The sequence below is a fragment of the Gordonia tangerina genome, from assembly GCF_021556435.1.
Taxonomy (GTDB): Bacteria; Actinomycetota; Actinomycetes; order Mycobacteriales; family Mycobacteriaceae; genus Gordonia; species Gordonia tangerina.
Genome location: NZ_JAKGCU010000001.1, coordinates 105375 through 126394 on the forward strand (window position 1 = coordinate 105375; position 21020 = coordinate 126394).

Annotated in this window: 20 protein-coding genes and 2 tRNA genes; 10 read left to right on the forward strand and 12 right to left on the reverse strand. The window is 66.8% G+C overall.

Annotated features, from left to right (window positions below; genetic code table 11):
• Positions 1 to 27 precede the first annotated feature (27 nt).
• The 3 genes from L1892_RS00450 to L1892_RS00460 all read left to right on the forward strand — a co-directional run bounded on the left by L1892_RS00450 (position 28) and on the right by L1892_RS00460 (position 1310).
• Complete coding sequence (locus tag L1892_RS00450) at positions 28 to 873, forward strand: DUF3566 domain-containing protein (RefSeq protein WP_235721484.1); 846 nt, start codon at positions 28 to 30, stop codon at positions 871 to 873.
• A gap of 228 nt (positions 874 to 1101) precedes the next feature.
• A tRNA-Ile gene (locus L1892_RS00455) sits at positions 1102 to 1175 on the forward strand.
• A gap of 59 nt (positions 1176 to 1234) precedes the next feature.
• Positions 1235 to 1310 (forward strand) — tRNA-Ala (locus L1892_RS00460).
• A 65-nt stretch (positions 1311 to 1375) separates the two neighbouring features.
• On the opposite strand, the gene L1892_RS00465 is transcribed toward L1892_RS00460, so the two are convergent.
• Positions 1376 to 3037, reverse strand: coding sequence for an RNA/DNA-binding domain-containing protein (locus tag L1892_RS00465; RefSeq protein ID WP_308191627.1), 1662 nt, complete (start codon positions 3035 to 3037; stop codon positions 1376 to 1378).
• 240 nt (positions 3038 to 3277) lie between these two features.
• Positions 3278 to 3709, reverse strand: a complete 432-nt coding sequence (locus tag L1892_RS00470) for an ABZJ_00895 family protein (RefSeq protein WP_235721486.1) — start codon at positions 3707 to 3709, stop codon at positions 3278 to 3280.
• Positions 3710 to 4672: 963 nt separating this feature from the next.
• On the opposite strand from L1892_RS00470, the gene L1892_RS00475 reads away from it, so the two are divergent.
• The 3 genes from L1892_RS00475 to L1892_RS00485 all read left to right on the forward strand — a co-directional run bounded on the left by L1892_RS00475 (position 4673) and on the right by L1892_RS00485 (position 7711).
• Positions 4673 to 5539: a DUF8176 domain-containing protein gene (locus L1892_RS00475; protein WP_235721487.1), complete on the forward strand. Its 867-nt coding sequence runs from the start codon at positions 4673 to 4675 to the stop codon at positions 5537 to 5539.
• Between the two features lie 81 nt (positions 5540 to 5620).
• On the forward strand, positions 5621 to 6883 hold the full coding sequence (locus tag L1892_RS00480) for a hypothetical protein (protein WP_235721488.1): 1263 nt from the start codon (positions 5621 to 5623) through the stop codon (positions 6881 to 6883).
• A 120-nt stretch (positions 6884 to 7003) separates the two neighbouring features.
• Positions 7004 to 7711 (forward strand): hypothetical protein, encoded by a 708-nt coding sequence (locus L1892_RS00485; protein ID WP_235721489.1) that lies wholly within the window; start codon positions 7004 to 7006, stop codon positions 7709 to 7711.
• 39 nt (positions 7712 to 7750) lie between these two features.
• On the opposite strand, the gene L1892_RS00490 is transcribed toward L1892_RS00485, so the two are convergent.
• Positions 7751 to 8302 (reverse strand): DUF4190 domain-containing protein, encoded by a 552-nt coding sequence (locus L1892_RS00490; protein ID WP_235721490.1) that lies wholly within the window; start codon positions 8300 to 8302, stop codon positions 7751 to 7753.
• Between the two features lie 451 nt (positions 8303 to 8753).
• On the opposite strand from L1892_RS00490, the gene L1892_RS00495 reads away from it, so the two are divergent.
• The gene (locus tag L1892_RS00495) at positions 8754 to 8996 is read left to right on the forward strand and encodes a hypothetical protein (RefSeq protein WP_235721491.1); all 243 of its coding nucleotides are present in this window, start codon (positions 8754 to 8756) and stop codon (positions 8994 to 8996) included.
• Here the strand turns inward: L1892_RS00495 and L1892_RS00500 are convergent, their stop codons facing one another.
• Positions 8997 to 9179, reverse strand: a complete 183-nt coding sequence (locus L1892_RS00500) for a hypothetical protein (RefSeq protein ID WP_235721492.1) — start codon at positions 9177 to 9179, stop codon at positions 8997 to 8999.
• A gap of 119 nt (positions 9180 to 9298) precedes the next feature.
• Here L1892_RS00500 and L1892_RS00505 point away from each other — a divergent pair, with 119 nt between their 5' ends.
• Together L1892_RS00505 and L1892_RS00510 are read left to right on the forward strand one after the other, a co-directional pair.
• The gene (locus L1892_RS00505; protein ID WP_235721493.1) at positions 9299 to 9820 is read left to right on the forward strand and encodes a peptidylprolyl isomerase; all 522 of its coding nucleotides are present in this window, start codon (positions 9299 to 9301) and stop codon (positions 9818 to 9820) included.
• Positions 9817 to 10761, forward strand: a complete 945-nt coding sequence (locus L1892_RS00510; protein ID WP_372474946.1) for a rhomboid family intramembrane serine protease — start codon at positions 9817 to 9819, stop codon at positions 10759 to 10761. The genes L1892_RS00505 and L1892_RS00510 overlap by 4 nt, the downstream gene beginning before the upstream one ends.
• 21 nt (positions 10762 to 10782) lie before the next feature.
• On the opposite strand, the gene L1892_RS00515 is transcribed toward L1892_RS00510, so the two are convergent.
• Positions 10783 to 11292, reverse strand: coding sequence for a PH domain-containing protein (locus L1892_RS00515; protein WP_235721495.1), 510 nt, complete (start codon positions 11290 to 11292; stop codon positions 10783 to 10785).
• 114 nt (positions 11293 to 11406) lie between these two features.
• Entirely contained in the window at positions 11407 to 11697 is a 291-nt protein-coding gene (gene crgA, locus L1892_RS00520; RefSeq protein ID WP_235721496.1) for a cell division protein CrgA, read from the reverse strand.
• Positions 11698 to 11907: 210 nt separating this feature from the next.
• On the opposite strand from crgA, the gene L1892_RS00525 reads away from it, so the two are divergent.
• Positions 11908 to 12591, forward strand: a complete 684-nt coding sequence (locus tag L1892_RS00525) for an aminodeoxychorismate/anthranilate synthase component II (protein ID WP_235721497.1) — start codon at positions 11908 to 11910, stop codon at positions 12589 to 12591.
• Between the two features lie 14 nt (positions 12592 to 12605).
• Here L1892_RS00525 and pknB read toward each other — a convergent pair whose 3' ends face one another.
• The 6 genes from pknB to L1892_RS00555 all read right to left on the reverse strand — a co-directional run bounded on the left by pknB (position 12606) and on the right by L1892_RS00555 (position 20887).
• On the reverse strand, positions 12606 to 14534 hold the full coding sequence (pknB, locus tag L1892_RS00530) for a Stk1 family PASTA domain-containing Ser/Thr kinase (protein ID WP_235721498.1): 1929 nt from the start codon (positions 14532 to 14534) through the stop codon (positions 12606 to 12608).
• A 104-nt stretch (positions 14535 to 14638) separates the two neighbouring features.
• Positions 14639 to 16027: a protein kinase domain-containing protein gene (locus L1892_RS00535; RefSeq protein WP_235721499.1), complete on the reverse strand. Its 1389-nt coding sequence runs from the start codon at positions 16025 to 16027 to the stop codon at positions 14639 to 14641.
• Positions 16027 to 17532: a penicillin-binding transpeptidase domain-containing protein gene (locus L1892_RS00540; protein WP_235721500.1), complete on the reverse strand. Its 1506-nt coding sequence runs from the start codon at positions 17530 to 17532 to the stop codon at positions 16027 to 16029. Before L1892_RS00540 ends, L1892_RS00535 begins: the two co-directional genes overlap by 1 nt.
• The gene (locus L1892_RS00545; RefSeq protein WP_235721501.1) at positions 17529 to 18959 is read right to left on the reverse strand and encodes an FtsW/RodA/SpoVE family cell cycle protein; all 1431 of its coding nucleotides are present in this window, start codon (positions 18957 to 18959) and stop codon (positions 17529 to 17531) included. Before L1892_RS00545 ends, L1892_RS00540 begins: the two co-directional genes overlap by 4 nt.
• Entirely contained in the window at positions 18960 to 20423 is a 1464-nt protein-coding gene (locus L1892_RS00550; RefSeq protein ID WP_235721502.1) for a PP2C family protein-serine/threonine phosphatase, read from the reverse strand.
• A complete protein-coding gene (locus L1892_RS00555; RefSeq protein WP_235721503.1) occupies positions 20420 to 20887 on the reverse strand; it encodes an FHA domain-containing protein FhaB/FipA in 468 nt (155 codons plus the stop codon). The genes L1892_RS00550 and L1892_RS00555 overlap by 4 nt, the downstream gene beginning before the upstream one ends.
• Positions 20888 to 21020 lie beyond the last annotated feature (133 nt).

The following is a 21020-nucleotide window of genomic DNA, read 5'->3' on the forward strand; positions in this document are numbered from 1 at the left end:
CTACGACCACCGAATGAGGGAATGCCAGTGAGCTCACCGAACACACCGGACGACAAGAAGCCGACCAACGGGGATTCGGGTCCCCACGCGGCCTCTGGTTCGGGGCCGCAGGGGACCGCTCCGGGTGGCCTCGTGCCGCCGTGGCAGCGTGGCCCCAACGGCACCGGTCATCAGTCGGAGGCACCCAACGGCAATTCGCGTCAGCCCGGCCCGCCGCCGCGGGGCATCGTCAGTGCCACCGCGGCGGCGAGCATGGCCGGTCAGCAGGCGCCGATCACGAAGCTCGATGATCCGCGGGAAGCCAGTTCGTCGTACGGTTCGTCGGCCACCAAGACCGACGACCCCGGTGAGAAGTTCGTGGAGTCGCCGACCCGGCACATCGACCGCGAGAACCTGCCGGCCGAGAAGCTGCCGAACCTCGACGCCATCCATCACGTGAACGAGCCGAAGCCGGCGGCACCGCACGCACCCACTCCGACGCGGTCGGCCCCGGCGGAGATCGGCGCGCGCCCGTTGCGTGCGGCGGTGCAAGTACGTCGCATCGATCCGTGGGCCACCTTCAAGATCGCGGCGGTGCTGTCGGTCGTCGGCTTCCTGATCTGGATGATCTCGGTGGCCGTGCTGTACCTGGTGCTCGACGGCATGGGCGTATGGGAGCAGGTGAACAGTTCGTTCGGGACCCTGGTGACCGCCGACGGCTCCACCAGCGAGGGCGACATCATCGGTGCGGGTGCAGTGTTCGGCTGGGCCACGCTCCTCGGTGCGATCAACGCGATCCTACTGACCGCTCTGGCGACCATCGGTGCCTACATTTACAACCTGTGCGCCGATCTCGTCGGCGGCGCCGAGGTGACACTGGGCGATCTGGACTGACCGTCCTCGGGTACGCCCGGTTCGCGTTCGTCATGTGCAGAAACGTTGCCCTTCCGGTTCTGGATGCGCATAGGCGGTTTACTTCCGGTGGTTGAGTAGCGTGCGAGCCGCTAGGCGAGCAGGCGTATCGAAACCACCACCGCGGAGCTCCAACATCGACCCCACCCTCCCTGACCACCCGTTTTGCTCCTATGCCACCACGTCGGGTAATCTCTGTCTTCGGTTCACGGGCCTATAGCTCAGGCGGTTAGAGCGCTTCGCTGATAACGAAGAGGTCGGAGGTTCAAGTCCTCCTAGGCCCACTGCGAGAGGTGTCAGACACCCATTCGCACACCCAAGTCCGGTTGTTTTCAGTCGGCACGGGGCCTTAGCTCAGTTGGTAGAGCGCCGCCTTTGCAAGGCGGATGTCAGGAGTTCGAATCTCCTAGGCTCCACCATCTCCATCCATCCACCCATTCCACCCACTCAATCGATCGATTGACCAACGACCCTTCTCTCGGGTCTATTCTCTAGGCACGTATCGCGCGCCGCGGCGTTCCCCTGTCAGGCGTAGTCGGCCGTCCTCCACCAAGCGTTTCAGGACTGATCTCGCCTGGGTCGGGGTCGTCTGGCATAACTCGGCGGCTTGGCCGCGGGTGATGGAACCGTAGGCGTCTGCGTAGTCGAGGATCATTCGCTCCTGCTGGAGGGGATCAATTCCCTTGACACGCACGTAGGCGTTGCGATCTTGGGCGAGATCATAGAACCGCGCGGTGAGATGGTATTTGCGACTTCGACCGACTCCACGAGATTCGAGAATCCCGCATTCGACCAAATGGCCAAGACTCGATTTCACAATGGCCGAGATGAGATTCAGGTCGCCTGCCACTTCGAAACTTGTCGCCGAACCGGAAGTCTTCACTTCGTGAACGATCCGCAGTTCGTCGAGACTGAGTGGCTCCTGGTGATCGCTCTCCCAGGTGAGGAGGAACCGGACGAGATCGAGGTCGGCGTTGCCGAGAGGGACGGTGACGACTACTGATTCGCTGGTGCTGTGCGAGTAGTCAGGTGCGTCGCGGCCTGCGCGCAGTTGCTGTTCGAACATGTCGTTGACTCCCTTGCCTCGTCGCTCGACCAAGCCCGCACGCTTGAATGCGGCGGCGAGAATGGGGCTGCGGGGCCGTGACTGGTCAAGGATGTTCTGGGTGGTGACGCCGGGAGGAAACCCTCCGGGGTTGGCGACCACAAATGAGCTGTCGTTCAGTTGGACGCGTATGGGACCCACGGCCGCATAGTCACGGTGTACAAGTGCGTTGGCCACTGCTTCCCGGCGCGTGATCGAGGGGATGAGTGGAATCTCAATTCGATAGAGCCCGGCCATCAGTTCGGTGACTGTGTTGCGGGCGTCGATCAGTTCACGAAGACGCTCGGCTGTACCGAGGAGGGGCTCGGCGATTCTGATGTTTGTCGATTGGTGTCCGGATCGAGCATCCTGGAAGAGCACTTCTGCGTTGGGGACCCACCGTTGCAGTGCTGCGTCGGTTCCGAACAGCAGGACGGCACCGATACTCACCGGCGCGGCGATCGGCACGAGGCCAAGAGCGCGCAACACGTCATCATCCGATAGGTCAGCGAGCTCGTCGCCGGCTTCTTGGCACAGCCGCCGGAAGCGGTCGAACTCGAGGGGATCGAGATCATCCATGCTGGCGTCTCTTGCGATGGACGCCGCGAAGTCCTGTCCGCGGGTCACCATGCCCATGCTGACGATCTCGTGAGCCGTCATTGGTGCGCACTCGGGTTGACCTGTCGACTTCAGTACCCGTTTGGTGAAGACGCCCAACTTCGTCCCGACGGGTCCCGGGTCTGCGCGGGGCACGTCGATGCGTATGACCTCGTGGCCGTCGATTGTCTCGAGGTGGACACCGACGGCGAGGGCGGGTTCGGTGTTGGCTTGGATGTATGCCGCGACGCGTTCAGGATTGGTCACCTGTCCATGGCGAGGTGAAGCGCCGACAACGGTGCCGTCGTCGTCAACTCCGATCAGCAGCACTCCTCCCTCTCCATTCGCCAAGCACGCGACCGCCTTGGTGAGGTCCTTGGCGCTGATGTCGGAGCGTTTGAACTCGGTCGTGAAGGTCTCTCCGCCTGCGATCAGTGCGCGTGACTCCATGGACCAATTATGCATAAGTATGGAATAGACTAGCCAGAGTACTCATGGAGTCATAACTTTTAAGAAGTTTGACGCGCCCACGGCTGCAGGGGTGCGCCAGAGATGGCAAAGGAGTGTGCCGCCGGCCAGGAGGCCTGTGCCCATTGCTGGTGAGGACCAATTCCAAACATGCCCCATCTCACTCATCGTGTAGTGATCACTCGAAGTCATCCACCTCCAAAGTCTGTGAGTCGGGGCATCTGCCCGACCCGCTCGTCACGACGGCTGCTGAACGCGCTTGGTGCGATTGCGCAGCGTGCGCGAGGTCAGCCAGCCATATCCGAACCAGATGAGCCCGTAGGTCACCAGCAGACCGGCGATCAGCAAGACAACGGTGAGCACCCATCCCACGGCGTCGACGAGCGCCAGCGGCGCATCAGGCACCGTGAGCACCATGGCCAGGATCGTGACGGCGGTGAGCACGACCGCGATCGCGAACGATGCGTTGACGAGAGCCCACTTCTCAGAGCTCGTCGGAATACGACCGTGGTCGCGAACGAATCGATCGCCGGCACTCATCGCGGCGATCATCGGGACGATCGCCGACGCTCCGGACCCGATGTCGAGAAACGTTCCGATGAACGCCAAGACGAGGCCCGCGCCGAGATAAGTGAGCGCGAACCACCCCAGGTATCTGTTGAGCGACATGCTGACGATGATCCGGGTGCGCGGGCCGAATCCCTTGTGCCAGTGCCTGTCTGTCGTTCACGTAGCCGACTCGATTGTGGGCACGTGCTCAGCGTGTATTAAGTTCGACAGGTTGCAGTCAATTCGATGGGGGTCGTTTGGTCATGCGTAAAGCTCTTGTCTCCGTTCTGGTCGCCGCGTTCGGGGTGCTGTCATTTGCCGGTGCGGGGACGGCATCGGCCGATACACCGATTCCGATGTTCTGGACCATCGCTGGAGACACTTCGGGACATTCGGTGACCACGCCTACTGTCGAGGAGCGTTGCACGTCAGCTTCAGTGCTCCCGCCGGGAAGCCCGGGCACGTACGCACGACCGTGACGTCCCATGGATTCACCGGTGACGGTCCGGGCTGGGCTCGAAATCCGCACTGTCGCGTCACTCTCGTGATGACGGAGATCAGTCCTAAACACTTCTACAAGACGACACGCATTCCGATGTCTTTCGGCCGCAAACCCGGTCAACGTGTGAGCCGAATCCTCGAGCCCGGTTCAGGCCCGGCGATCATCGGAGTCGGCACGTATGGCGTCGGACGCCAGTCCGGTCAGGTTCAGTCGTACGGGTCAGAAGCTCGTATGTGGGTTCCCTGATCACCGGTACCCTCCGGCCGTGACCCGTATCACACTGACGTGCGTTAGGTGTCCTCCAGTCGAATGAATATCGATGTGTCCGTTGCCAAGAACGACTTTTCAAAGCCGAACCGGGAGGCCAGGCGTGGCACAATCCGCGCGAGAAGTGATGCGCACGGCGGCGAACGGTTCGCCATTCGGTAAGGTGCTGCACAGTTTCGTCGGGGGGGTGAATTCTGGATGCGCGGTGTCGGCAGCAATGCACGTCATAGTGTGCTGGCGCGGTGCCACCGCGCGGCATCTACGCTACGTGGATCTCGCATCCAGCAGCTCCCGGCAGGCTTCGGGAGTCGCCGATGACGGGCGATCGAACGGATTGGTTTGACGATGTCCCGGCCTGGCCGGCCGGCGGAGACGCTCCGGCACGTGAGCTGGCTCGTCATCTTGCAGAGGCTCGGCTGGTGGGCGCCGGCGCTCCTATCCCGCAGCACACGTCACCGGAGCCGGACTCATATCGACCCGCGGCGGCCACCTACGGGTTCGACGCCCCTGCTGACACCGCCGCCGACTTCTCCGAGCCCGAATTCATTCCGACCGCATCGGACGACGACGATCCCTTCGAACAGATGCGGGTGCGCTCCACGAGGGCCAAGACCAAGGACGGACAGCCTGGTTTCGTGCGCACGCACCGGACCGCGCTGATCGGTGCGGCTGCCACGGTGGTCGGGCTGGTCGTGGTGGCTGCGGTGTCGATCGGACTGCTGGCCGGTCAGGGCGGTGATGACTCGACCGCGACGCAGGCCGACGCCACCGCCAGTTCGCCAGCGGACGTCTCGGATGCAACCGTCGCAGACCCCTGCCCGTCGCTGTCGGATGGGGCGGTCACCACAGGTGATGACGCGGGCGATCAGCAGACCGGCGCGGGCGCGATCAAGGCCTTCAATCACGCCTATTACGTTGATCGCTCAGCTCGCCAGGCACGTGCTGTCGCGGCACCCAACGCGGTCGCACGTGAGGATGCACTGCAGACCTTCATCGACGAGGTGCCCGAGGGAACGACGCACTGCCTGTCGATCACCGACGAAGGTGCCGGGACCTACGCGGTGGTGTTGACCGAGACGCCACCCGGCCCCGATGCCGAACCCATCGTCTACCGCCAGACGATCAAGACCATCCGCACCGACGGCAAGGTGTTCATCGCGTCGATCACCAGCGAGGAATAGCCCGCAACAGACATCGCCGCAGCGCGTGACCACGCGGCCACACACGACCAGCCCACGAAACACGAGAGGACTCACACGACGATGGCGAATCCACCCAAGCGGAGTGGCCGACACCGCGCCGAAGAAGACCGACGGTCCCCGGTGCTGATGACGATGACCTCGGCCGCACTGGCCGCGTCGATCGCGACCGGCTTCGCCGCAGGTATGGCCAACGCCGTTCCGCACCAGGGTGGCACCAGCCCGAGCGACACCGCCCCGCAGCAGGGCGGCACCACCCCCGAAGCCGAGCCGGCTCCGCAACAGGGCGGCACCACGCCGACGCCCGACGTCGCCCCGGTCAACGTGCCCGGACCCGGCACCATCCCCGGGCCGCCGCAGGAGGCGCCGTACCAGCCCTACGTCGAGCCCAGCACCTACACGGCCCCGACGTACGAGGACGCCTACAACCCGGTGCCGCAGGGACCATTGACTGCGCCGAAACCTGTTGCGCCCGTGCGCCCGATCGCACCGCCACCGGACAAGATCCGTGTCGGCAACTACATCACCGACATCCCGGAAGGCATGTCGGACAAGGACGTCAACTCCCTCAACGCGTGGGCCGCCTACGGTGAGGCGAAGATCGCGCAGGGGCTCATCTCGATCGGTGTACCCGAGGACGAGGCTACCCGGCAGGCGGCATCGACCATTATCGGTGTGGCGCTGGGTGGTACCGCGGGTGCTGCGGTCGGTGCGGTTCCGGGAGGCATTGCCGGTGCAGCCGTTGGAGTTCCGGTGGGTGCGGCCGTCGGCGCGATCTACAATGCGGTGGTCTTTCCATACCTGATCGCTCCTACAGGCTTCGGCATCGTCGGCCTCGGCGCAGCCGCCGGCGCCGGAATCGGTCTCGGAGTCGGAGCCGCTGCGGGCGCGGCCGCAGGTGCCGCCACGGGCGCGCTCATCGGCGGAACCGCCGGCGGCGCACTCGCTTACGCCCTTGGCGCCGGCGACCCCGGCGCGAACCCGGACGAACCGTGGAAGCAGGGACGGCCGGATGCCGAACCGCTGCCCAACCCCGACGCCAACCAGTTCGAGTTGGAACTGGCACCCGAAGACGCGCAGAAGGCGGGCCTGCCGTCGGTCTCGTACGTGGTGAACTCTCGCGGCGACGTCCATGCGTCCATCAACGGTATGGAGGTGAACTGGTCGGTCGAGCAGGCGTTGGCACCGTACGGATTGCTCGGCGCCGCAGGGCCGCAGGCCGAGAAGTCGGCTCAGCAGGCCACCAAGCAGCGCACCGACCAGGCGCAGAACGCCAACCCGGATCTGCATGTCGCCTGGCCACAGGAGGCCGCGCCGCAGGCCTGAGTGGTCGCAGGCGTATGCCTACACTGACTGTGGCCTGCCGCGGGGTGGGCCTCAGTCGCGACCGCGGTGAGGGATCCGGCCGGGAACACGGATTCGACCAGACACAGTTCGGAAGAGACGATGACCGAGGACATGCAGGGACACGGTGGTCCCATCCCGCCACCGTCGAACAGCGAACGTAGCGTGGTCGTCTGCGGCACCGCCGGGGGAGTGGGCACGTCGGTCATCTCCGCATTGCTGGCCGAATACCGCGCGAGCACGTCCCTGAGCGGCGCGTCGTGGTGGGTGGATGCCGCCGGCAACGACGGTGACCTCCATCAGCGGTTGCGGGCCACCGGCGACGAGGCGCTGCTGCGGACCGCGGCCGGCACCGGACTGTTGCCGGCGCCGGAGGCCGCGATCACCGACGTCGTGCTGCACACCTGGCGTTTCGGCGCGGTACCGGTGGTGGATGCGGGAGCTCGGCCGCTGACCGCGCTACCCGAGTTGTGCTCGCCGGACCTGGCCGATGTCACACCCGTTCTGGTGGTCGGCCCGCGACCCGATCTGCTCAACCGCTCCCGCGAGGTGTTCTCGGAGTGGGAGCACGCCGGGGTTCTGCGCCGCACGATCGTGGTGATCTGTTGCCAGGTACCGACGTTGAACCACCAGGCGCTGACCGGAATGCTCACCGACGCCGTCACCGGTGAGGTGGCCGGCGTGATCGGCCTCGACTACGAACCCGTGCTGGGAGCCGGCACGGCCCTCGACAACGCTGCGCAACAGGGATTCTCACCCGCGACGCGGCAGTCGATCCACGACCTGGCCGCGGCCACAGTGCGTCGATAGGCGACACCCGCTGACAACGCGAACAGCCGCACGGCGGTCCTAAGACCCCTGACCGGCGATCCAGAAGTACGTGAGTAGCCCCAGAACGATCACCACCAGGTACAGCCAGCCGATCCAGATCGCCACGCGCGCAAACGGTTCGCCCAGTTCGCGGGTTCGCGCGATCTGCGTCCGCGCACGGTAACCGAGGTAGAGCCCGACGGGTGAGGTGATACCCAGGATCGAGAGGACCAGCGCCCAGATCGCTGTTCGGTTGGTGCCACGCGGCTTCGCCGATCGCCCTGTTCGGGTCGGCTGATTTCGCGTGGGCACCTGTTCCTCCGGGCGTTTGTCGTCGTCGATGCTGATGCTGGAGTACGCCTGCGGAGGCTTGGTCGGCTCCGAACCCTCGGTGCCGGCCGCCGTCGCCGCGGCGGTTGCGGCGGCAGGTCCGTGCAGCGGCCGGAAGTCGTCGGACTCCGTGGCCGGCGCGGACGGACGGACTTCGGTCTCGGCGGCGGATTCCGGGTCCCGCGTGACGCGGGCGGTGACCGGGTCGTCGGCGATGGTCGGAACCGACACCGTTCGGGTGGGCAGATCACCCGGAGGCAAGACACCGGGTGAATTGCCGCTGGGACGCGGCAGGGCTCCGTACGGCCGAGCCGGGGCACCCGCATTCGGCGGCCCGGGCCGCGGACCTCCAGGCGCGCCGGGGGGCGGGGGGCGTCGACCGGGCGGCGGGCGATAGCCAGGCGGTGGCGGGCCGCCCCGCATCGGAGGCGAAGTGTTGCGCCCGCCCGGACCGGTGGACCACGGCGGGATGCCATTGGCCGGACCACGCTGCGGTCCCGGACGTCCGCCGGGTCCAGGACCCGGTGCGCCCGGACCGCGTGGCGGCGCCGGTCGAGCCGGACCCTGCGGACCACCCGACTGCGGACCACCCGACTCTGGACCACCCGACTGTGGACCACCCGACTGCGGCGGCCGCGGACTGAGACGGTTCTGCGGTGGCGAATTCGGGCCGCGTGGCGGCGTAACATGCGCTGGGGCTGATCCCGACGACGTGACGGGTGCCGTCGGCGGCCGCTCCCAGGGCGCCGACACCGGGGTGTTCGCAGAGGCGTCGCCGTCGGCGTCCGCGCTGCTCCGGGGGGCGCCCGGATCAGAGTTCGGACGCGAGGTGTCGTCGGAGGTCACTGTTCCAAATTACCGTTTCCGCGTCGCCGCTGTTCGGTCGGTGACCGTGCAGACACCCATCGGCGCCGCGGGGGACCCGGCCGGCACGCTCGTCAGGACCGCCATGTGATCACGACGCCGCGGAATCCGGGTCCCCGCCGTCGGTGACTGTGCGCAGATCCTCTACGCGGGGCACGGTGGCCGAAATCGGTGGCGGCTCCCGGCGGGAGCGGCGCACGACGCCGACGGTGACCGCTGTGGCGATCAGCGCAGCAGCACTCGACACGCCCGCCCACACGTACTTGTTCGACATGCCCACCAGCGTGCCAGCCGCTCGGGTCGCCTGTCATCTCGGGTGTGTTGCGATCGGGGCGTGTGACCCGCGGTAACCGGCCGGGAACCCCTCGTCGCGGAAAATGGTTGGATGGTGATGTGACTACTCAGAAGCAGACCGCGACCCTGCACACCAATCGCGGCGACATCGTTGTCGAACTGTTCGGCAATCACGCACCCAAGACGGTCGCGAACTTCACCGGCCTCGCCGACGGCTCCAAGGACTACAGCCAGCCGAACGCCTCCGGCGGCGACAGCGGCCCGTTCTACGACGGCTCGGTGTTCCACCGCGTCATCGAGGGCTTCATGATCCAGGGCGGCGATCCCACCGGCACCGGCCGCGGCGGGCCCGGCTACCAGTTCGCCGACGAATTCCACCCCGAACTGCAGTTCGATCGCCCATATCTGCTCGCCATGGCCAACGCCGGACCGGGCACCAACGGGTCGCAGTTCTTCATCACCGTGGGCCCCACCCCGCACCTCAACCGTCGCCACACCATCTTCGGTGAGGTCAGCGACCCGGCGTCGCAGCAGGTCGTCGACGCCATCGCCACCACGTCGACCGATCGTGCCGACCGCCCGCTCGACGAGGTCGTCATCGAGAAGATCGAAATCAACTGACCGGCCCGCAGTACCCCGGTCCGCAGTACACCGCAGGTCCGCCTGCGGTGTGCTTTCGGCACCCCGATCGTCCCACCGGCCTGTCGTGTAGCCGGTGCGGGCGACCGGCCTGCCCCGAATGCCTCCGACCGGCCGCCGTCGGACAGCACTGCGTGGAATGTCTGCGCAACGACGGTGTCCAACGCAACGTGGCCGCCCCGACGTTCGGTGATCGCGGCATCCGACCCATGGTGGCCGGTCCGGTGGCCTCCCGGCCGTACGCGACCTACACGCTGATCGCGATCAACCTGGTCATCTTCGCGCTGTGTGCGCTGCAGGCCGGCGGTTTCGACATGCTGAACTCGCGGCTGTTCGTCGACCTCGCGCTGGTGAAACCCTTGGTCGCCGACGGCGAGTACTGGCGACTGTTCACCGCTGGGTTCCTGCACTTCTCGATCACCCACGTCGCGGTGAACATGATCTCGCTGTTCATTCTCGGCCGTGACCTCGAGATCGCCATCGGCATCCCGCGCTATCTCGGGGTGTATGTCACCTCGCTGCTGGGCGGTAGTGCCGCGGTGATGGCGTTCGGGCCCGACATCTCGATCAACGCCGGGGCGTCGGGAGCCATCTACGGCCTGATGGGTGCGGTCCTCATCGTGGTCCTCAGAGCCCGGGTGTCCCCGACACCGGTCATCTCCATCATCGTGCTGAACCTGGTCCTGTCGATCACCATTCCGGGCATTTCGTTGCTGGCCCACGTCGGTGGTCTGCTGTTCGGCGCGGCCGCCACCGCGGGCATCATCTTCGCACCCCGATGGTTGCTGTCGCCCGAGCGTCGATCGGCGGCCGCCGCCTCCCGGATCGGGTGGATCGTCATCGCCGCCCTGTTGGTACTGGCATTGGCCGTCAGTGTCGTGGTCGCGATGTCATACACCGGGATCCGCGTCTTCGTCGGCTGAGCTTGCCGCGGCGGCCGGGGATCAGGCGCGTTGGTCGTCGACCACGAAGCCGGCCCGGCGCAGGTCCTCGGCGACCGCGCCGAGGTCGGCACCCAGATCCCACCGGCTGAATACCACCAGGCGGGTGTCGTCGCGCAGCGCGTCATCCGCCGAGGCGGTTGTCGGCGCATCGTGCTGCAGGAAATCGAACTCCAGTTGGCCGGTCCGACGGCCGATACGGCGGAAGTCGAGCAACCGAATCCGATCGATCCGGTCTCGCGGATAGGTGTGCGCGCCGCCGATGGTGCGCACCAGAATCGCCGGTCGGCCGTCGGGCGCGGTGATCACCGCCAGCCGCGGGCGGATGAGCAGCGCGTAGCCGGAAAATCCCAACAGCAGTAGTCCGGCGGCGCCCATCAGCACCAGACCGGCCGGGTCTCCGGCTGCCCAGACCGCCGCCACCAACAGGATCACACCACCGATGCCCAGCGCGACCGCGGCCGGCCGAGGGGTGGCCCATTCATTTGTGGATAGATGGGCTGAGTTATCCACAGGCTTTACTCACAGTGGGGATGACTTACACACATGTGGTTTCCACAGTGTGGATGAATTACACACATGTGAGTAGGTGCTGTGGACGGATCGAGCGTCCGTTTCGCGCACGCGTCAACGCCACCGCATGGTCATCAGCAAACCCACCACCATCAGGGCGAATCCGATCAGAAAGTTCCACGGACCCAGCTCGTACATCCAGTGCAGCGCCTTGCCTTCGGCGCCCAGCGCCGATGGGGTGGCGACGAGATAGAACACGATCAGCCAGGCGAGCCCGATCAACATGAGGCCGAGCATGATCCACACGTAGATGTTGCTGGAGGGACCCGCCTTCACCTTCACCGGCGTCCGACTTGCCGGGTTGATGGTGTAATCGGTCTTCTTCCGGACTTTTGACTTCGGCATGACTTCCTCTGTAGTGCTGAACAGCTCATCGGGCTGTCGGTCGGTCGCGACGGTACCGGGATGACTCCCTGACAGTGGGTCCGCCGCTCGCAAAGGTGTGTCTCTACGGTATCTCACCAGGTCGCCGACCCGGCAACGTCGCGCACGGCCACCGCGGGGCGGCGCAAATCCGATGGACTGCCGCCGGGTCGCCCAAGGTAGCCTGACGGGGTGAATCAGCCGCCTGTGCGCGAGGGATCGGGGTCGTCAGCCGGTCGCATCCTCGTCATCGACAACTACGACAGCTTCGTCTACAACCTCGTCCAGTATCTGGGCCAGCTTGGTGTGGAAGCCGTCGTGTGGCGCAACGACGATCCACAGTTGGCCGATCCGGCGGCCGCGGTCGAGGGTTTCGACGGCGTGTTGCTGAGCCCGGGCCCAGGCACCCCGCAGCGCGCCGGGGCCACCATCCCACTGGTCGGTGTGGCCCGGAAGTCCGGGATGCCGCTGCTGGGTGTCTGCCTGGGTCACCAGGCCATCGGAGCGGCGTTCGGCGGCACCGTGGACCGCGCTCCCGAACTCCTGCACGGCAAGACCTCGCAGGTGATCCATGACGACGTGGGCGTACTGGCCGGACTCCCCAGCCCGTTCACCGCGACCCGGTATCACTCGCTGACCGTGGTGCCCGACACGATTCCCGACGAACTGATCGTCACCGGCCGGACCGAGTCGGGCATCGTGATGGCGATGGCCCACCGCGAGCTCCCCATCCACGGCGTGCAATTCCACCCGGAGAGTGTGCTCACCCAGGGCGGACACCGCATGCTGGCCAACTGGTTGGCCGTCTGCGGCATCGACATCCCCGAATCTCGCGTCGCCGTTCTGGAATCGGAGATGGCCGCCGCGATCGCCTGAGGCTCCGCTGCGGCTCAGCCCGGCAGCAGACTCGCCTGACCGATCACCACCGAAACTGAGCCGCCCTTGCGCACCCGCGAGCCGGGAGCGGGGGTCTGGCTGAGCACCTTGTCGTTGTCGGGGCTGGTGATGGGCACATTGCGATCGGTCCGGTTCAGCGTCCCGTCCCCCCAACCGGCGTCGGCCAGGCTGGCGCGGACCTGCTGTAGGGTCTGACCGCGCAGGTTGGGCATCACGAACATATTGCCGCGCGACACCACGATCTGCACGGTCGTGCCCTGCTCCACCGTCTCACCGGCCGACGGCGAACTGCTCACCACCTGCCCGGCCGGGAGTTCGGAATCGCCGGCCACACTGACCACCTGCAGACCGACCTGTTCGAGCACGGTGCGCGCTTCGTCTTCGGTTTGCCCGGTCACATCTGGCACGGTGATCTCCTTGGGACCGTTACCCACGTGCACCACGACCGCGCCGTTGACGGGCGCCTCGGCCCCCACCGGCGGGGTGGTGCCGACGACCTTGTCTTTCAGTTCGCCGGTCGAATCCACCCGGTCGGTCCTGACGTTGGAGAATCCGAGCACCCGCAAGGCCTCGGTCGCCTCGTCGGGGGTCTGTCCACGCAGGTCGGGCATCTGGTGACGCTGCGGACCGGTCGAGATGTAAAGGGTGATCTCGGAGCCCTCGGCGGCCAGCACGTTCTCTGCGGGCGTGGATCGGGTGGCCGAACCGGCCGCCACCTCCAGGCTCGGCTCTTCGAGTTCTTGAACGGTGAACCCGGCGGCCTCGAGACTGTCGCGGGCCTCCGCCGACGTCTTGCCGACCACCGCGGGCACCGGGATCTGGGCGGCGGTGTCCGAACCCCACGGGGACCACAGCAGCAGACCGGCCACCAGTGCGATCACCGCGGCCACCGCCGTCCCGACGATCAGCCCGAGGCGCCGTCGTCGCACCGGCGGATCGACGTCGCCGGTGTCGTCCTCACGGCGATGCGAGCCGCCGCTGACCGCACGACGGGGTCCGGAGTCGGTCAGGGACCGTCGCGCGGTGCTGTCGATGAACTCGGTGCGGTCGGCATCCGACATCAGCATCGGCGCCGACGGCCGACCCCCGGCGAGCACCTTGATCAGATCCGATCGCAGGTCGGCGGCCGACTGATACCGGTTCGCCGGGTTCTTGCTCATCGCCTTGAGCACCACCGAGTCGAGTGCCGGCGGGATCTCCTCGCGAATCGACGACGGCCACGCCGGGTCCTCGTGTACGTGCTGGTGGGCGACGGCGACCGGGGAGTCACCGGTGAACGGAGGTTCGCCGGTGAGCAGTTCGAACAGCACGCAGCCCATCGAGTAGATGTCGCTGCGCGGATCGACCTTGATGCCGCGGGCCTGTTCGGGGGACAGGTACTGCGCGGTGCCCATCACCGCCGACGTCTGCGTCATCGTCGAGGTGGTGTCGCTCATCGCGCGGGCGATGCCGAAGTCCATCACCTTCACCGCGCCGGACTTGTCGATCATCACGTTCGCCGGCTTCATGTCGCGGTGCACGATGCCGTTGCGGTGCGAGAAATCCATCGCCGCGGCCACATCGGCCATCCACGTCATCGCCTGGCGGGGCGAGACCGGCCCGTTGGACCGCAGCACGTCGCGCAGCGTGTCGCCGTCAACGTACTCCATCACGATGAACGGCAGTGGACCGTCTTCGGTCTCGGCCTCACCGGTGTCGAAGACCTGCACGATCGTCGGATGGTTCAGTTTCGCCGCGTTCTGCGCCTCACGTCGGAACCGCAGATAGAACGTGGGATCACGTGCCAGGTCGGCGCGAAGCACTTTGATCGCGACATCGCGATGCAAACGGAGGTCCCGCGCGAAATGCACCTCCGACATGCCACCGAACCCGAGCGTCTCGCCGAGTTCGTACCGATCAGACAGATGGTGCGGCGTCGACATCACGTTGCGCTCACCATCTTTCGCAGCTCACGGTCCGGCCGCGGCCGAGCGGTACCCGCTCGTGTGCTGCCATCCCCATCGACACCCCAACCATTATCGTCACCTCATCGACCCGACAGGCCGGGGATCGTGAAGGTCGGAAACACCGGGTTCTCTGCGGTCGGCGCGCCCGGGTCCGTGGTGTCTGCGGTGTCCGGCGCGGGCGGTGGCTCGGTGGTGGTCTCCTCGGTGGTGGTCTCGGCGGTTGTGGTGGGCCGCTCACGTGTCGTGGTGGTCGGTTCGGGCTCCACCTGCTCTTCAGTGGTCTCCGGGACCGCCGTGGTGGTCTCGGTCACCGTGGTCGTCGACGACGTCGCGGGCACCCCCGGCGACGACGAGTTCATGTTCAACAGCCAGTAGCCGATCAACACCAGCGCGGCGACCAGCAACGCGCCGGCCACCCCGGCGAGCACCTTCTGCCCGGTCGTCCAACTGTTGTCGTCGGCCGGTGGCATCGGTCGACTGGGCGGGCGGCTCGAGGTCCGCGCCGTCGCCGGTTGCGTCGACGACCCGGTCATCGCGCGGGTCGCCGACGGCCGCATGGCCGCCGCAGCAGCGGCCCCACCGGCCGCTCCGGCCGCGGCAGCACCGGCGATGGCACCCGGTCGCGGCGGACGATGCCCGGCACGTACCGCGGCCACCGCGTCGGCGAACTCGCCACCGTTGGCATACCGCTGCCTCGGGTCCTTGGCCATCGTGGTGTCGATCAGCTCGCGCACATTGGCCGGTACCGCGTTGGGCAGCGGCGGCGGCGTCTCGCGGATGTGTTTCATGGCGACGGTGATCGCGCCGTCACCGAGGAACGGTCGGCGGCCGGTCAGCGCCTCGTAGCCGACCACACCGAGCGAGTAGACGTCCGACGCGGCGGTCGCTTCGTCGCCGGTGGCCTGCTCGGGCGAGATGTACTGGGCGGTGCCCATCACCATGCCCGTCTGGGTGACCGGCGCCGAATCGACGGCCTTGGCGATACCGAAGTCGGTGATCTTCACCTGCCCGGTCGGGGTGATGAGGATGTTCCCAGGCTTGACGTCGCGGTGTACCAGATTCTGCGTGTGCGCGGCCTGCAACGCCCGACCGGTCTGCTCGAGCATGTCCAGGGTGTTGTTCAGCGACAAGCGGCCCATCCGCGAGATCACCGAGTTGAGTGGTTCGCCGTCGACCAGCTCCATCACCAGGTACGCCAGCGGTTCACCGCCGCCACGATCGGGTGTCTCGCCGTAGTCGAAGACGTTGGCGATGCCCGGGTGGTTCAGCTTGGCGGTGGTCTGTGCCTCTGTCCGAAACCGTGCGGTGAACTCGGGGTCGTGGGTGTACTCGGCCTTGAGTACCTTCACCGCCACCCGCCGATTGAGCCGGGCGTCGAGAGCCTCCCAGACCTGGCCCATGCCACCGGTGGCGATGAGACGCATCAGCCGGTAGCGGTCGGCGATGGTGGTGCCGCTCTGCAATGTCATCAGCTTGCACCTCCCACCAGCGCGTTGATCACAGCTCGTCCGATCGGCGCGGCCACCGCGCCGCCGGTGGAGGCGGGACCGAGGTCACCGTTCTCCACCACAACCGCCACCGCGACCTGTGCGTTCGCCGACGGCCCGAAGGCGATGTACCAGGAGTACGGCGTCTCCGATTCCACGTCGGAGGTCGCGGAGTGCTCGGCCGTACCGGTCTTCGATGCGATCGACACCGGACCGCCGGCGCCGGCGGTGTTGCGTTCGGAGTCGATCATCATCGATGTCAGCGTCGCCGCCTGATCGGAGCTGATCGGTTCGTTGATCGTGGTCGGTTGTGTCGTCTGCAGAGTACGCAGATCGGCGGCCTGGAGCTTGTCCACCAGGTAGGGCTGCATCCGGACGCCGCCATTGGCGACCGTCGCGGCGACCATCGCCATCTGCATCGGCGTCACCCGCACGTCGCGCTGCCCGATCGACGCCTGGCCGAGCGCGGCCAGGTCGGGAATCGCGCCGACGGTGGACTCCGATACCGGCAGTGGGGTGTCGGGCTGTTCCTCATCGAGGCCGAAACGATTCGCCGTCTCAGTGAACACGGTGATCGGATCCTTCATCTTGGTCGTCGTCAGGTCGACGAATGCCGTGTTGCAGGAGTACTCGAATGCCTGCGTGAGCGACACGGTTCCGCCCGACGACCCGGGGCACGTCTGGCCGCCGTAGTTGCTCAGCGACGTCGCCGTGTCGGGCAGGGTGATCTGGGGAGCCGCGGTCAGCCGCACATCGGGGGTCACCCCGTCGCGCAACGCGGCGGCACTGGTGATCACCTTGAACGTCGAACCCGGCGGGTAGAGCTGGTTGACGGCGCGGTTGAGCATCGGGTTGTTGATGTCGCCGGGCTGGTTCCATGCTGCCCAGCTGCGTTCGCGCACATCCTGGTCGTGGCTGGCCAGCTTGTTGGGGTCGTAGCTCGGCGACGACGCCATCGCGAGGATCTTGCCGGTGTTGGGCTGCAACGCCACCACCGCGCCACGGCAGCCGCCCTGGCAGCCGTTGCGCAGGCCGTCGTAGGCCACCCGCTGCAGGCGTGGCATCACGGTGCTGACGACGTTGCCGCCGCGCGGGTCGCGGCCGGAGAACATGTCCATGAACCGCTGCCCGAACAGCCGGTCGTCGTTGCCGTTGAGGATCGAGTTCTCGTACAACTCGAGCCCGGAACTGCCGTACTGGAACGAGTAATAACCGGTCACCGGCGCGAACGCGTCGGCGCCGTTGGGCGGGTAGGTGCGCAAGAACTTCAGTCGGCTGTCGGTGGGCACCGACACCGCGACCACCGAACCTCCATCGGCGGTGATCGCGCCGCGCTGCCGCGAGTACTCATCGAGCAGCACTCGGTTGTTGCGCGGGTCCGACCGCAGCGCGTCGGCCTTGAACACCTGCACGTAGGTGGCATTGGCCAGCAGGGCCACCACCATCACGATCACCGCGATGGACACCCGTTGGATCGGTTTGTTCATCGGCGCACCGCCTGGGTGGGCAGCGAGTCGATGCTCTTGGGTGGCGGGCGCCGACGCGTGGGGTCGGGTTCGCGGGCGGCGTTGGAGATCCGGATGAGCAACGCCACCAGAATGTAGTTGGCCAGCAGCGACGACCCGCCATAGGACAGGAACGGGGTGGTCAGACCGGTCAGCGGGATCAGCTTGGTGACGCCGCCGACCACCACGAAGATCTGCACCGCGATGGTGAACGACAGGCCGGTCGCGAGCAGCTTGCCGAAGCTGTCGCGCACCGCGATACCGGTGCGCAGGCCGCGCATCACGAAGATGAGGTACAGCATCAGGATCGCGGCGAGCCCGGTGAGTCCGAGTTCCTCACCGACGGTGGCGATGATGAAGTCGGTGTTGGCGAACGGCACGATGTTGGGCCGGCCCGAGCCGAGGCCGGTCCCGAACAGGCCGCCGGTGGCCAGACCGAACAGGCTCTGCCCGATCTGGTAGCCGGAGCCGTCGAAGTCGCTGAACGGATCCCGCCACACTTCCACCCGCACTTGCAGATGCCCGAAGAGCTGGTAGGCGATCAACGCGCCGATCACGAACAGCGTGATGCCCAGCACCAGCCAGCTGGCACGCTCGGTGGCCACGTACACCATCGTCAGCACGGTGGAGAAGATCAGCAGCGAGCTACCCAGATCCGACGAATAGGCCAGCACCGCGATCGACACGAACCACGCCGCCAGCAGCGGTCCCAGATCGCGGGCGCGGGGGAAATCCATACCGAGGAAGTGCTTTCCCGCGGTGGTGAACAGATCGCGCTTGGACACCAGGAACGCCGCGGTGAAGATGATGATCAGGATCTTCGCGAACTCGCTGGGCTGAATCGAGAAGAACGGCAGGATGATCCAGTTCTTCGACCCGTTGATCTCCGACATCGACGACGGCAGGATCGCCGGGATGATCAGCAGCACAAGGCCGCCCAGGCCCAGCGTGTAGGCGTAGCGCGACAGGGTGCGGTGGTCGCGCACCAGGATCAGCACCGCCGAGAACGCGATGATGCCCAGGACCGCCCACAGCAGTTGCTGGTCGGCATTGTGGGTGACATCGGAGTCGTTGATGGATTCACCGGTCGGTCCGGTACCCAGGTCGACTCGGTGGATCAGCACCAACCCGAGGCCGTTGAGCACCGCGACCACCGGCAGCAGCAGCGGATCGGCGTGTGGGGCGTAGCGCCGCACCACCAGGTGCGCGACGCCGAAGAGCACCGTGTAGGCGGCGACGTACTTCGCCAGATCCCAGGTGAGGCTCTGTTCCTGGGCGGACTGCACGATGAGCAGCGCCACGGTCACCAGGCCGATGGCGAACCCGAGCAGCAGCATCTCGGCGGTGCGGCCGGTCTGTTCGGGAGGTTGGCGCGGCGGAGCGTGAACGGTCGCGGACGGTTGACTCATCTAGTGGCCCCGGCAGATCTTGTTGCCGTCATTGTCGTATTGGGGTGCCAGCGACGACGACGTGGTCGAGGCGGGCGTGGACGACGCCGGCGATGGGGCCGGTGGGGTGGCGGGTGTCGGGGAGGGCCGAGGGGCCGGCTGACCGGGCACCGGCGCGGGTGTCGGGGTGGGCTCGGGCAGCGGTTCCGGGCACAGCGGCAGGAAGTTGAGCGCCTCGACGCGGTCCTCGGCGTCGGACAGCGGCATGTTGCGGATCGACTTGCCCTCGACGGCGTTGCGATCGAGTTCGGCCAGATCCGACGTCTGCAGCGGCGTGCAGGTGTCTGAGGTGTCGTATTCGACGAACTCCACCTGCGGCTGTTCCTGGTCGAGACCGGTTACGCACACCGATTGGTTGGCTGAACTGAGGTCGAGGAACAGCACCTTGTCCGGCGAGCCCTGGAAGATCACCACCTCGTTGTTCTCGGCGCCCACGTAGTAGCTGTTGCGCACCATCGCCCGGGTGATGAACGCACCCACAATGATGAGAGCGATCACGGCCACCGCGGTCCCGGCGAACACCCAACGGCGCCACGGTCGGTGCGGCGGTGCCTGATCGTCGTCGGCCATGATGGTGGGACGTTGCGGTTTCTCGGCCGGTGGCCGCAGGGCGGCTGCGCGTCCGGCCGCGGTTGCCGGGTTGGGCGTGTAGCCCTCGTCATCGCCACCGGCGGCGCCGCCGACGATGGGTCGCGAATCGCCGTACTCGGTGTCGACGACGTCGGCGACGATGACGGTCACATTGTCGGGACCGCCACCACGCAACGCCAGTTCGATGAGCCGGTCGGCGCATTCCTTGTAGTCGGTGATGGATCCGAGGGTGTCGGCGAGGGTCTCCTCGCTCACCACGTCGGACAGGCCGTCGCTGCACAGCAGGTAGCGGTCGCCGGCGCGGGCTTCCCGGATGGTCAGCGTCGGCTCCACCTCCTGACCGGTGAGCGCCCGCATGATCAGCGAACGCTGCGGGTGGGTGTGGGCCTGTTCGGCGGTGATGCGGCCCTCGTCGACGAGGGTCTGCACGAACGTGTCGTCGCGGGTGATCTGGGTGAGCTGGTCGTCGCGGTACAGGTAGCCGCGGGAGTCACCGATGTGGCACAGGCCGATACGGCTGCCCGCGAACAGGATCGCGGTGAGGGTGGTGCCCATGCCCTCGAGTTCGGGGGAGTGCTCCACTTGGGCGGCGATGGCCGCGTTGCCGTTGTGGGTGGCGCGATCGAGCTGGGCCAGCAGATCGCCGCCGGGCTCGTCGTCGTCGAGGCTGCGCAGCGCCTGGATCACCAGCTGGCTGGCGACCTCCCCGGCCGCGTGACCGCCCATGCCGTCGGCGAGCGCCAGCAGCCGGGCACCGGCGTACACGGAGTCCTCGTTGTTCGAGCGGACCAGCCCACGGTCGCTTCGCGCGATGTAGCGCAGTACCAGGGTCACGGGCGCAACTCGATCACGGTCTTGCCGATCCTGATCGGCGTGCTCAGCGGAACCCGCACCGCGGTGGTGACCTTGGAGCGGTCAAGGTAGGTGCCGTTGGTGGAGCCGAGGTCTTCGACGTACCAGTCGTCGCCGCGCCGCGACAGCCGCGCGTGCCGTTCGGATGCGTAGTCGTCGGTGAGGACCAGCGTCGAGTCGTCGGCGCGTCCGAGCAGCACCGGTTGGGTGCCCAGCGTGATCCGGGTGTTGGCCAGCGCGCCCTGGGTCACCACCAGGTACCGCGCGGAGCCGCGGGCCGTACGCGCGCTCGACCGATCCCTTTTGTCGCCGCGCGTATAGCGCGCCAAGCGGCTGCCGCCGGCAGACGCGATGTCGGCGCGCAGGGTTCGGATGACGGCGTACACGAACAGCCAGAGCAGCAGCAAGAACCCAATTCGGGTCAGCTGCAGCACCAAGCCCTGCATCTAAGTGTTCACCTCCAGCGCCATCACTTCTCGGCCCACGCGTTCCACCCCGGGCGCCGGTCGTACAAACGGACCCGACTGCATCTTATGGGCAGACTGAGTTTTCGCCTGCATTGAGATGTGACAGTTCAGT